Annotated in this window: 9 protein-coding genes; 1 reads left to right on the plus strand and 8 read right to left on the minus strand. The window is 39.4% G+C overall.

Annotated features, from left to right (window positions below; all coding sequences use genetic code 11):
- Positions 1 to 261 precede the first annotated feature (261 nt).
- Both HRT96_RS09525 and HRT96_RS09530 read right to left on the minus strand, forming a co-directional pair.
- Positions 262 to 1,122, minus strand: a complete 861-nt coding sequence (locus HRT96_RS09525) for an outer membrane protein OmpK (protein WP_293155493.1) — start codon at positions 1,120 to 1,122, stop codon at positions 262 to 264.
- A gap of 308 nt (positions 1,123 to 1,430) precedes the next feature.
- Positions 1,431 to 2,330, minus strand: coding sequence for an outer membrane protein OmpK (locus HRT96_RS09530; protein WP_293155496.1), 900 nt, complete (start codon positions 2,328 to 2,330; stop codon positions 1,431 to 1,433).
- A gap of 818 nt (positions 2,331 to 3,148) precedes the next feature.
- On the opposite strand from HRT96_RS09530, the gene HRT96_RS09535 reads away from it, so the two are divergent.
- The gene (locus HRT96_RS09535; RefSeq protein ID WP_293155499.1) at positions 3,149 to 6,217 is read left to right on the plus strand and encodes an ExeM/NucH family extracellular endonuclease; all 3,069 of its coding nucleotides are present in this window, start codon (positions 3,149 to 3,151) and stop codon (positions 6,215 to 6,217) included.
- A 322-nt stretch (positions 6,218 to 6,539) separates the two neighbouring features.
- Here HRT96_RS09535 and aphA read toward each other — a convergent pair whose 3' ends face one another.
- From aphA to oppC, 6 genes are all read right to left on the minus strand, one after another.
- Positions 6,540 to 7,250 (minus strand): acid phosphatase AphA, encoded by a 711-nt coding sequence (gene aphA / locus HRT96_RS09540; protein WP_293155502.1) that lies wholly within the window; start codon positions 7,248 to 7,250, stop codon positions 6,540 to 6,542.
- 333 nt (positions 7,251 to 7,583) lie between these two features.
- Entirely contained in the window at positions 7,584 to 9,233 is a 1,650-nt protein-coding gene (gene ushA / locus HRT96_RS09545) for a bifunctional UDP-sugar hydrolase/5'-nucleotidase UshA (RefSeq protein ID WP_293155505.1), read from the minus strand.
- 97 nt (positions 9,234 to 9,330) lie between these two features.
- Positions 9,331 to 10,353 (minus strand): porin, encoded by a 1,023-nt coding sequence (locus HRT96_RS09550; RefSeq protein ID WP_293155508.1) that lies wholly within the window; start codon positions 10,351 to 10,353, stop codon positions 9,331 to 9,333.
- Between the two features lie 479 nt (positions 10,354 to 10,832).
- Complete coding sequence (gene oppF, locus HRT96_RS09555; protein ID WP_293155511.1) at positions 10,833 to 11,876, minus strand: murein tripeptide/oligopeptide ABC transporter ATP binding protein OppF; 1,044 nt, start codon at positions 11,874 to 11,876, stop codon at positions 10,833 to 10,835.
- Positions 11,876 to 12,841: an oligopeptide ABC transporter ATP-binding protein OppD gene (gene oppD / locus HRT96_RS09560; protein WP_293155514.1), complete on the minus strand. Its 966-nt coding sequence runs from the start codon at positions 12,839 to 12,841 to the stop codon at positions 11,876 to 11,878. The genes oppF and oppD overlap by 1 nt, the downstream gene beginning before the upstream one ends.
- A 55-nt stretch (positions 12,842 to 12,896) precedes the next feature.
- Positions 12,897 to 13,799, minus strand: coding sequence for an oligopeptide ABC transporter permease OppC (gene oppC, locus HRT96_RS09565; RefSeq protein ID WP_293155517.1), 903 nt, complete (start codon positions 13,797 to 13,799; stop codon positions 12,897 to 12,899).
- Between the last annotated feature and the right edge of the window lie 10 nt (positions 13,800 to 13,809).

The following is a 13,809-nucleotide window of genomic DNA, read 5'->3' on the forward strand; positions in this document are numbered from 1 at the left end:
AGATGCTATATCAGAGACTAGCAGGGATATCAGAGCAAGGCACAATATGTAGATAATGGTTATTCCATTTTCAAGTATTGTAACGCTGTGCTGTTATTCCTGCTAGCCTCCCGCAAGGCAATCCGAATGAAGGCATCTTCGGCGTTATGAAGTCTTAATTTAGAATAACTAAATCTTCGACTTCATGCCTTGAATATACTCTTCTTTCGGTTTGCTGATTGTGCATCTTGAAGTAGCTTGGGTATATATCCAAACGCAAACCTAGAACTTATATATCGCAGCAAAATAATGGGAAAAACCGGTAGACTCTAACCCGAGTACACCAGCGCCATCTTTGACAGTATATACATCGTTATAAATCTTCATTCCATAACCAAGCGAGTAGCGGTCTGAGTGCCAGTAAATTCCGTTAAACATCACCCCTCCATGTGCCGTCGTTGGCACAAATATAACGGCATCGGCAGCAAACTGATAATCAACATAACCCTGATAAGCAATAAAACTGTTATCATCGAAAGTCACAAACGGTTTAAACCAATTCATTGAGAATTGATAACCATTCCAGTCTTTGATATTCAGATCATACAAGCCATACAAGTTCATTCCGACCTTACCAAACCAAGGCACCATGACATCACTGCCTAAGCCCCAGAATGAATTATTTACATCACCACTAATTGAATTACCATCGCCATCAAGCCCGGTAATACCTCCACCACCCCAATTAAATAACGTTGCGATATAAACTTCTTGCACAGGGCCAAACGATAAGTCTTTTCCGGTCATGGCATCCAGTGAAAAACGCGGCGAGAGTTTCATGAATATCTTACTCGCCCCATCGGTTTTATCCGAGTCACTGGAATCTGTATTGGCTAAATTAAATACGTCAACATAACCGTACAAATCCACAATGCCAGAGCTACCACCAAACTCCAGTTCTAAATAATCATGCTCCAAATTATCTACAATGCTTGGTTTTTCATTAATTGAATACATCATATTAAACGGCATCCACTTGTAGTCATTCTTATGCAAACCATCGCTATAATCAGCCGCAACAGTAAAACTCGAAAAAGTCGCTAACGCTGCACTCGAGAGTAATAATTTATAGATATTATTCATCAACCAAACCCTGTCATTATGGTGTCTAAATGTTTAGTCTCAATAAAATTAGTTGACCACTTCAACCTAAGCTTATTGAGCTAAATGCAATAAACACATAATTATAGAGCAAGTGATGTAAATGGCTCTAAGCGGGTTAAAAACTGATACGACAGAAAGAAGGTTACTGTTATATAACAGTGAAGTAGGAAAACATAGAATTGATAATAAGGATCGATTGAGAGATTATTTACAGAGTAGTTCGAGGAAAGGAATAACTTGAAGCCACGCTAAACGTGGCTCCACAAATTCAAACTAAGATTAGGTTCTTAGAATTTGTAAGATGCAGCGAAGTAATGTGAAATACCTGTTGATTCTAAACCAACAATACCAGCATTATTTTCTACACCGTAAATATCTTTATACAACTTTAAGCCGTAACCAACAGAGTAACGCTCTGAATGCCAGTAGATACCATTAAACATAGCACCACCAGAAGAAACTTTAGGCACATATATATTGCCATTTTGAGTAGCTGCAAATTGATAATCGATATAACCTTGGTATGCAATGAAGCTACCATTATCGAAGTTCACGAAAGGTTTGAACCAATTTGTAGAAAATTGGAAACCGTTCCATTCTTTGGCATTAAGGTCGTATTGAGCATAAAGGTTCATGCCCATTTTACCAAACCAAGGAACCATTACATCTGCACCCAGACCGATATTACCGTTATTTGTATCGCCAGTAATCGCTACCTTTTCACCGTCATATGCTGGTACTCCATCAAATGCAGCATCATGGTCACGCTCACCAGTGATACCACCACCACCAATGTTGAATAATGTTGCTACATATAACTCTTTCACTGGGCCAAATGATAAGTCTTTACCAGTCATGCCATCGATAGAGAAACGAGGAGCAAGTTTCATAAATATTTTACTTGCCCCATCAATTTTATCACCGGTGTCACGATTTGTAAGATTAAATACATCAACATAACCATATAGGTCAATAACACCCGAACGACCACCAAACTCAAGTTCTAAGTAATCATGTCCTTTGCCATCTTGCGTGCTTGGTTTTTCACCTTCTGCATACATTAAGTTGAACTGTGCCCATTTGTAATCATTCTTGTGGATATCATCAGAATAATCAGCCGCGAATGCATTACAAGAAATAGCAGCAAGCGTTGTTGCAGCTAATGCTATATTTTTAATGTTTTTCATCATTACTTCCATTTTATGGTGCACAACTCTGTATGAGCCAGCGCTATTTTTATATCGCGAGTGTATCGCGATTTATAAAAAGTTCAATAAATCTGTAACAAACACAGTACTAAATGTTACGAAGTGTGATCAGCAGCATAATTAACTAGATTAATCACAACAGCTAAACGTTTAGACTACATATAGGTTGGTATTAAGTAAGTTATTGTTGATAAAAGGCTTTTTAAATATGGATTTTATCCATATAAATAAATGCTAATTAAGCAACTGATTTATATTGCTTTTATTAATTTAAATCCAAACTAACTGTCTATTTTCATCATGTACGAAAAATAACCAACTAAAAAATCAAATATTTATAAAAACACAAGCCTAACAATACTCCAATCTGAACATTAAAAAATAAAAGTCACACACAGATTTATCATGCATTAAAAATGTTTGATGAATGTTTCATTTTCTTTACTCAAAATGATGAAGCAATAGCTCTAAATCACAGTTTAAGGATTTTACCTGTTACGAACCTATCTATTTTGAACATTGATGTATAGTTTGTTTCCCTACATTAAGCATTGATAACAATCAGATTAGTTGGAACATCGGTAATGATAAAGTTAAACATACTAACGATGAACAAACGTCAATCAAACCACTCGCCGATCAAAGCCGCTTATCCAGTGCAACAAATTAAATGACTTATCAATAAAAATTATAACGACAAAGCTGCACTATTGTGTGCGGTCCCTAACGAGGCATACAAGTGTCCATGCATTTAAGCCTTAACATAATAATAATGTCTAACTAACTTAGGATAAATGATGAAAAAGAAAATATTAGCTCTTGCCATTGGCGGTGTTCTCTCAGGCGGTGTACAAGCCGCATTAACAGATATTTTAATTACTGAGTATGTAGAAGGAGGGGGCTACAATAAAGCGCTTGAGCTGACTAATCTCGGAGATACTGACTACGCGTTTCCTGCCAACATAGGTATTAGTAAACAAGGGGATGGCAAGACTGATGGTTGGGGTACTTTATTTGATCTTGAAGGTACCATTATTACAGCTGGTAACACATTTATTTTAGTTGAAAAAAACAGTCGTTCTCAAGTTATAAGAGATGCGATTACGGCGAATGATGGTACCCCAGTCCTTGCAACAGCAAGTTTTGCTAATGGTAACGATGTCCTGGCTCTTGCCGATATTACGGATCCTGAAAATCCAGTATTAATTGATGTAGTTGGCGTTGTTGATAGCAGTAACAACTGGGGGAAAGATCTCACACTACGCCGTCGTTTGCTAGAGGGCGATAATACGCCAGTACAAAAAGTAGCTTACGATCCTAAAGAATGGTTAGAACTAAATAAAGATGACTACACAGGTCTTGCTATCGCGGATCTTGCACCTGCTCCGGTTAAATTAACCTGTACAGAAGATAATATAAAAACGACCATTGAAGACATTCAAGGCGATAGTTGGAAATCACCACTTATTGCTGAAGGTAAATACGAATCAACAAACAGTATTTATATTGAAGCGATCGTCACGGCAGTCACTAACCTACCGAGAGTGGGTTTATACCTTCAGCAAACAGGCTCTGACCCACTCAGCTCAGACGGTATTTTTGTCGAAACGAATGTGGCGACAACTGATCTTGTCGGCAAGACAGTTTGTTTAAGTAGTAAAGTTTATGAAGATTATGGCTTTACTAAATTGAAAACAAGTAACTTTGACGTTATTGATGCAGACACAGCGGTACCGGAAGCAGTTGAAATTAAAATTCGAGATACTGACGTTGATGAGAACGGTAAATTTGATTTCCAGAAAACACTTGAGCGTTATGAAGGCATGTTAGTTCGCCTACCAGCCGACATGGATGCAAACGTAGATGGCGAGCAAACCATGCGCGTATCACGTACTTTCTCTCGTGATTATGGAGCAAGAAGAGACAATATATCTCTTGCTTATAAACGCCCTAACATGCAACCGAACCAAGAACATGTAGCAGGCAGTGATGAAGCAAAAGCTCAGACTGCAGAAAATAAAAACTACCGAATGATATTGGAAAGTAACGAAAAAGTAGAAAATAATGGGAGTATACCTTATTACCCTACTCTCCTCGACGACACCAGTACTAATTACATTCTAGTGAATGACAGTGTAGTCGGTATTGAAGGTGTATTAGGCCACAGTTATGGTAACTTTAGCCTTACCGTGACCAATGAAGCAACTGTAGACACTTTTGTACATAACACCGAAAGAACAGACAAGCCATCATTAAAAACTGACACCGTTGATGGTAGTTTCCCTATTACCATTGCAACTCAAAATGTACTGAATTTATTTACCACGGCTGTCGGAGGAGATGAAAACCCAACAGGGCAAAACCGTGGCGCCTTAACACAGCCTGAATTTGAGCGTCAATTAGCTAAAATCACGACAGCAATACTGGCATTAGATACCGATATTGTCGGTTTAATGGAAATTGAAAATAATGGCTTTGGTGATAATGGTGCGCTGACAGCCTTAGTCGAAAGCATTAATAGTGATATTGCCGATACTAAGAATCATTATGTTTTCGTTGGTATAGACAGCAATAACGATGGGAAATTAAATAACGAAGATACCATTGGTACTGATGCGATTACAACAGGACTGCTGTACCGCCCCAGCAAAGTCACTTTAAATAGCTCTGGTATCATCCAAATGCCACAGCAACACGCACCAGCAGTCGTTAATGAAGATGGCAAAAAAATTGAAAGTGGCGATAATTATCAACGTGACACTCTCGCTGCAACATTTATTGTTAATCAAACAGGTAAAAAACTAAATATTGCTGTAAATCACTTTAAATCAAAAGGCTCAACGTGTTGGGAAGATGTTAAAAGTGGCAAAAAAGTCGATAATGATTTACAAGGTTCCTGCGAAAATTTCCGTGTAGCCGCCGCTTATCAACTTGGCACTGAATTCGGTAAACTTAAAGGTGACAGCGTCATTCTAGGTGACTTAAACGCTTACGGTTCTGAAGACCCACTATTAGTATTAACTCAAAACCTTACAAACAAAGTACTTACAACTGCACGAAATACCTATATCGGCGGCAATAAAAACACTCTGGGCACACCACAATTCAATCCTGAAGGAACACCATTTACAGTTGATAAATCATTTAACTACGTCAATATTGTAGATAAAATGGATAAAGTGAAGGGTAAAACAGGTTGGAGCTACTCATACAATGATGAAATTGGCTCACTGGATCATATGCTAGTTAATGCGTCACTTGAAGCGCGTGTCATTGATGCGGGTGATTGGCACATCAACAGTACCGAGTCTACTTATTTCCAATATAATAAAGAGGGTAAATATGGCCCTGTAATCAGTGATACTGCATATGATGCATATAATGGTGGAGAAGCAACACCATTCCGTTCATCAGATCACGATCCTGCGTTCATGTCACTTAGCTATAAGTATGGTGAAACCGATGTAGGTCAAGCGGTGGTATTACCTATTATTGATAATACGATTAACCTAACATATGCGGTTCCTAATGGTATAGAAACGAAAAAAGGTGATATTTTAACAGTTAAAATCACATCTAAAACAGCGACAAAAATTCAAAATCTACGCTTTGTATTAGAGGATAAGGATCAAAGTATCATCCCAATGAAGCTCAAAGACATTCAGACTGGCGATTTCACAATTAAGATGCAGTTACTTCGGGTTGAAGAAGACAAAGAAGTTGCGATAGCAAACTCAGACGTCAGTATGGATATTACGGTGGTGCAATCTGTTTTACCTACAGAAGAAAATACAGCTGGTTCATTTGGTATCTTCGGTATCATGTCATTGCTAGGGTTGGGATTCTTACGTCGTAAAGCTAAATAACGACATCTAGCTTATGCGTTATCCATTAGCGCATAAGCTAAAATCAGATCTAATCTATGCATACAAATGCTCCACCAATCCCCGCTATCACTAACGATATAACCAATTGACAATCAGTGATCTAACTTTTAGACGTATTGATTAACAGCGATAATTTTATATATCCCATCAGTACGTCAATAAGACAAATAGATCTATTTAATATGAGAACAGAGTGCTAAAAGGATTAAACATGAGATAGAATTATCAAAGAGAGAACCACTCGCTATTAAACGAGTGGTATTAAGCTCATTGCCTAAGCTTTGTGTATCCGGTGGATGGATTAATATTGAGAGTCCATCACAATACGTTCGCCATAAATGCCATTCTTAGGTACAGGCTTATAGCTTGAATTAGCAGCTCGCATAATACGAATACCTTCTGCACCAGCATTACGTGCTGAGATGATGTCGCCATCTGCATCACCGTAGTACATCTTGATGTTATTAGCTTTGATGTGCTTTGTCTTCAGGTATTCAGCCTTATCCGAACCAGCAAAGATGACATTATTCATATTTTTAATATTAAATGTTTTCTGTAGATATTGAGTGGTGAAGCTACAATCAGAACCCGTTCGGCCAGTGATGAAATAAATTGAATCACCGCGTTTCTGATGCATCGCAATAATCTTAGCCGTGGTTTCTTTCGGCATGCTGAAAGCATCCCATCCACAGTTAGCTTTATCCCAGAACTGTTGATTTTTCAGGTATGAGTAACCGCCAGGTGAAAATTCCTGCTGACCACGGAAGAATACAGGAGAGCTAAATAATGAAGTATCATCAATGTCGAAGCCTACTGCCATTGGTGGTTTACCCTCCAGTTCTTTAGCTAGTTCAGCGACAGAAACCATATTTAGTTCAGAAGGAATGCCCGATTTAAGCATACTAATGGTTGAATAGCCTTGGTGTGTGCCCGGTGTTTTAGGGTCTGCGCTTGCCGATGTAGCAACTAAAAAAGATAGAAGAATAGATGCAGCGATAGCTGATTTTTTCATAGAATACGTTCCAGTTAGATAGCGGATTTATTGTGAACAAATGCATACTCATTAATAAGTAGATGGATTATATATAAATATTTACACTGTAAATGTGATTTGGTTCAAATGTTATGACAGGAATTCGTGAAATGCCTTCTATATATATTTCGTCATTCCAGATATGTATACCCGTAGGATATACACTTTAAAGATGAACACCGAGGCGTTTATTAGCGGCGTTCAGCTAACACTATCTGTGAGTAATAAAAAAGCCATGACAACTTATTGCCATGGCTTTTACTTTTACATCTTTGTATAAACCTTGCTATGTAGCAATGCTGCATACGAATCTTAGTTGTAAACCATTTCACTTTTTGGTTCAAAATCAGCGACATTTATCGGAGAGTTTGCTTCGATATACTCTTTCAGTACTTCCGCATCCACATAGCCAGTGTTGACAAACGCAGAGTGCGTAGTAATTTTTGGATAACCGTCACCGCCTGCCGCATTAAACGATGGAATAGTGAAGCGATAGGTTTTCTTCAGGTCAATAGCATTATTCGCAATAACAACATTAGACACTTGGCCGTTTGCAACTGTCATCGAAATACCAGCGAATTGTGCGAACGCACCTGAGTCTTTCGTCTTAGTGGCGACTACATTTAAGTAATCCATCACTTCAGCACCTGACATATCTACATAAGTTACTATGTTGCCAAATGGCTGTACGGTTAATACGTCTTTATATGTGATTACACCTGCCTCAATTGACGCACGTACACCACCTGAATTCATCACACCGAAGTCTGCTTTTGCACGTTGCATGTGTGCTGTTGCGATTAAACGACCAAGGTTAGTTTGGTTGTTACGTACAACATTACGCTCACCTTGTAATAGGCCATCAGACTGACCAATTTTGATGTTTAATGCTGCTTGACCTTTTTCTTGGAACGGTTGGAGTTTTGCGAATACAGCTGGGTCTTGCGCGATCTCATCTTGGATTAATACACGTTTTTTCTTACCATCGACTTTGATTTTTTTCTTTAAGTTAACTGGTATAAGCTTGTATGACTGCAGTGTAAACTCACCGTTTATAAAGGTGTAATCAGCACGGCCTACGTATTTACCCCATTCATGTGCTTGTACGATATCAGTTCCATTTTGCACGTCAGGTACACAGTCTTGACCAGGTTTGAATTCCGCGTATTCTGCGCCTTCCATACACAAAGGCTCTTGTGAGTGACCACCAACAATCATGTCTAGATCACCTTCGTTCAAGTAGCGCGCCAATTGCACATCACCCGGTGCATTTGAGCCATTATCACCGTTAAGGTAATGCCCCATGTGCGTAGCAGCAATAATCACATCTGGATTTTCAGTTTCTTTCAATTCCGCTATTAGCGCTTTGGCTTCAACTTTTGGATCTCTAAATTCTAATTCGCTGATAAATTCAGGATTACCAATTTTGGCGGTATCTTCCGTCGTTAGGCCTATAACGGCAATCTTGATGCCATCTTTGTTAAAGATCTTGTAAGCATCAAACATGCGCTTGCCATCTTTATAGATATTGGCAGAGATGAATGGGAAGTTTGCCCAACCTTCTTGTTTCGCGAGTACGTCAAGCGGGTTATCAAATTCATGATTACCTAATGTCATCGCATCGTAACCAATCATGTTCATACCGATAAAATCAGGTTCAGCATCTTGCAGATCTGATTCAGGTACGCCGGTATTAATATCACCGCCAGATAACAATAGTACAGAACCGCCTTCGGCTTTAACCTCTGCACGGATGTTATTAATCAGTGTGGCACGTGCAGCCATACCGCGTTCACCGTATTTATTCTGCCAGAAATTACCATGGTTATCATTGGTGTGTAAGATGGTGATGCTATATTCTTTGTCTTGCTTCCACTCATGCTGAGGTTGTTGGTCCGTTGTACCGCAACCTGTTGCAATGGCAATTGTTAAAGCAGAGAGCGCTATATTTTTAAGTTTCATAGAGTTTCCAATTAATCAGGGATGTGAGAAAAATAAAACCTCTATTAAAAATAAGAGGCTTTATTTTAGATAAGACCATTAAATTAGATAAATAGACTTAGAACCAGTAGTAAGCTTTAACGTAACCTAGCGCACCACTTTCACCATTTTTAAGAACGTCACCGATTGAAATTTCTGCTGCAAGTTTAATATTTTTAGCATATTTATATTCGCCACCTACAACAATCCATTCTGCATCGTTCTTATCATTGTCAGCATCAACCATATTACCTGTAACAAGTAATGCCAGCTTATCTGTTAATGAGTATTTAGCTGAAGCCACATAGATATAAGAATCTTTGTTATCAGCTTCTCGGTCTGAGTAAGATACAAAACCACCCACAGCAAGATCACCTAAATTGACTTTAGCATGAACAGAGAAAATTTCACCTCGATCATCAACCGTTTCAGCTGCGGCAATAACAGTGAATTCGTTATCAAAATACCCTACATAACCATTGGTTACAGCACCTTCACGAGAATCTGTTACGTAGTCAGTTTTTCCTTTATGTTCTACATCCCAACCTTCTAAAGAGTGAGATAGACCGAATTTAATCTGGTCGAATTGACCGCGGTATTTTAATGTTTCATCTTGGTCGCCCGCTTCAGAAACTTCTGCTGATAGTTCATTAGCGAAATCACCAAATGCGTCATAATGATCATACGCAGTATCCGTACGGCCAAATTCAATGGTATGCCCCTTCATCGGTAATTTGTAACCAACATACGCTTTATCAATTACAACACGCATACTGTTTGTTTCAGTCCAATCTTGATGTTCAGCATCTAATTCAAATTTCGCGTAAAAGTCATCCGTCTGACCTTTAATACCAAGAGTAAGAAATGAGTCATTAACAAAACGTTTGTCATTTACACCATCATAAGACGTATTACCATCGGCATCATGTTGAATTGCACCAAAAGGACTTTTATCTGTATCTGAAACGATTGTGCCACCAATCTCTGCGCCACCGTAAATTTTAAGGTTATCACCATTATCATGTTTGTAAATAGTTGTTGCGCTTGCAGCCCCTACGGATAAAATTGATGCCAGAGTTAGAGCTAGAGTTGAATATTTCATTGTTAACGTCCTAATATTTATTATTTATTATTTTTTTAAATGCGTTTCATTTAAAATTAATGTAATTTCTATATGAAAATATATAAATATAGTCTTTGATACAAGCTGTAAGTTATTGATATTTTATGGCAGCATCATATTCCACAATCTTACCTTGATATTAATAAATAAATTGTAATATTGTGATTTGTATAGAGTTTTAACCTATTAATTAAGGTATCATTTGATTTTTAATTTTCAAGCCAAGACAAGACTAGGTGTCACTTTTATTGTGGGCATAACTTAAATACAGCCTACTTGTGAATCTTATGGGTAGGGAAACATTACGTTGAACCACACATCCAGCACTTAAAGATATAAATAATACTATGGGCAAAGTATTAAAAATTACTTACAAAAAATACCTATCAACTCTTCGCTGACAGGTATTAGGTGTTATGACTATTTTATTTTGTACTTAGACCTTTATAGCAAAGACATTAAGCCACCAGCAAGCAAGACACTGAATGTGCTTCATCGCCTGTTAACGTAGGTTTGGTCTCGGCACAACTCGCTTTAGCCACAGGGCAACGAGTACGGAATACACAGCCTGATGGCGGATTTAACGGTGACGGTAAGTCACCTTCGAGCATTTCAATTTTTTTCTGACGCTCAAGTATCGGATCAGGAATAGGTACGGCCGACATCAGTGCTTTGGTGTACGGATGTTTTGGCTCTGCAAACAAGGCTTTTGACTCACCCACTTCGACAGCATGACCCAGATACATCACTAAAACACGATCTGAAATGTGTTTCACAATCGATAAATCATGGGCAATAAAAATCAGGCTTAAACCCAGTTCTTTCTGCAGTGATTGTAATAAGTTCACCACCTGTGCTTGAATCGATACATCCAATGCCGATACCGGTTCATCACAGACAATCATCTTAGGTTTTAAAATAAGTGCACGGGCAATACCAATACGTTGACACTGACCACCCGAGAACTCATGCGGGTAACGGTTGATCACGTTCGGCAGTAAACCTACCTTGGTCATCATGTCCTTCACCTGCTCTTTCACTTCCACTTTAGACAACTGTGGAAAGAAAGTGCGTAGCGGCTCGGCAATAATATCACCCACTGTCATACGTGGATTGAGTGACGCTAGCGGATCTTGAAAAATCATTTGAATTTCTTTACGCTTTTCACGCATTTCCTTGTACGGTAACCGCGTTAGATCTTGACCTAACCAAACCACATTACCAGCAGCGGCTGGCACCAGCCCAATTAAGGCGCGGGCAAACGTCGATTTACCACAACCCGATTCCCCGACTATACCTAGCGTTTCACCTTCGTATAACTTGATACTGACACCGTCCACGGCTTTAAGCTTGCTCGGCTTCGCCCAAGGCCATAACGACTTCGACGGAATATCAAACTGCACCTTAAGGTCATTCACTTCTAATAGTAGTTTTCTTTCGGCGACTCTATTTTTCTTTGCCGTTTTTACAGCCACAGCTTCTTGCTTTACTACATCAGTCATTACCATGTCCCCTGGTCTGAGAAGCAGGCACGTAAACGGTCGCCAGCAAACGGGATTAATTGCGGTTGTTCTTGTTGACAGTGTTCTTGCACACGATGACAACGATCTTGATATGCACAACCTTTTGGCAATGCTAACAAGTTAGGTGGATTACCCGGTATGGTCGGTAAAACATCATGTTCGGTATCTAAACGTGGAATAGACTTCAGCAGCCCTTCAGTATAAGGGTGGCTTGGGGTATAGAATATGTCATTTACCTTGCCATACTCCATGGTACGACCAGCATACATCACCAATACCTTGTCACAACTGCCCGCCACGACACCTAAATCATGCGTGATCATAATAATCGCAGTATTAAACTTCTCTTTTAATTCATTCAACAGCTGCATGATCTGTGCTTGAATAGTTACGTCTAATGCAGTTGTCGGTTCATCTGCAATCAGCAGTTTAGGACGACATAACAATGCCATTGCGATCATCACACGCTGACGCATACCCCCCGAAAATTCATGGGGATACATATTAATGCGAACGCGAGCATCAGGGATCTTCACCGCTTCTAGCATAAATACCGATTCTTCAAAGGCCTCTTTGCGTGACATACCTTTATGATGCGTTAGTACTTCCATCATCTGTTCACTGACCTTCATATAAGGGTTCAATGAGGTCATCGGATCTTGGAATATCATCGCAATCTGTTCTGCTCGAACATGGTTAAGTTCTTTTTCAGGTAAATTTAAGATCTCTTTACCTTCGAATTTAGCACTGCCCGAAATAATACCGTTTTTAGCTAACAATCCCATGATCGCAAATACGGTTTGTGATTTACCTGAACCTGACTCGCCGACAATACCCAGGGTCTCACCCGGTTCCAGTGAAAAATTTAAATCATTAACTGCTGTGACTGTACCATCCGGGGTACTAAACTCAACGCGTAGATCGGTAACATTTAATAAGCTCATACGACTTCCTTAATCTTTATTTATCTGCCTTCTGGTGGGCTATCTATTTTTTAATTTATCTATCTTTTGGGTCCAACGCATCACGTAGACCGTCGCCAACATAGTTAAAGCAAAACAGTGTTAACACCATAAATGCAGCTGGGAACGCTAATTGCCAAATTGCAATTCCCATGGTTTGTGCCCCTTCTTGTAATAAGGCTCCCCAACTGGTCATTGGCTCTTGCACGCCAAGACCGAGGAAACTTAAAAATGATTCCGTTAAGATCATACTTGGGATCAACAGCGTTGAATACACCGCTACAATACCTAATACGTTAGGCACAATATGACGGGTAATAATGCCCCATTGGCTCACACCACACACTCGCGCCGCTTCGATAAACTCTTTATTGCGTAAACTTAAGGTTTGACCACGAACAATACGCGCCATGTCTAACCAGGCAATGGCACCAATCGCCACAAAAATTAAGACAATGTTACGACCAAAGAAGGTCACTAATACAATCACTAGGAACATAAATGGAATGGCGTACAGGATCTCAAGAATACGCATCATCACACGGTCGGTTTTACCGCCGATAAAACCGGATGCAGCGCCATATAGGGTACCGATGACGACCGCGACTAATGCGCCCATCACACCTACCATCATCGAAATTCGACCACCGATAAAGGTACGCACAAACAGGTCACGACCAAGACTGTCGGTACCAAATAGGTGCTCCCAGGAAGGTGGTTGGTGTAGCGCATACCAGTTGGTATAATCAAAAGCATGCTGGCTAAGCATAGGTACAAAAATAACCGACAAGGTGATTAAGCATAAAATACATAAACTCACCATGGCGGCTTTGTTACGCATAAAACGAATGCGGGCGTCTTGCCACAAACTGCGGCCTTCAATTTCCAAATTTGTCGAGAAGTTGGTTAACGCTTCTATTTTTTCTGTTTTAGATAACATACCTAGTCCC

The sequence above is a fragment of the Moritella sp. genome (assembly GCF_013215705.1).
Taxonomy (GTDB): Bacteria; Pseudomonadota; Gammaproteobacteria; order Enterobacterales; family Moritellaceae; genus Moritella.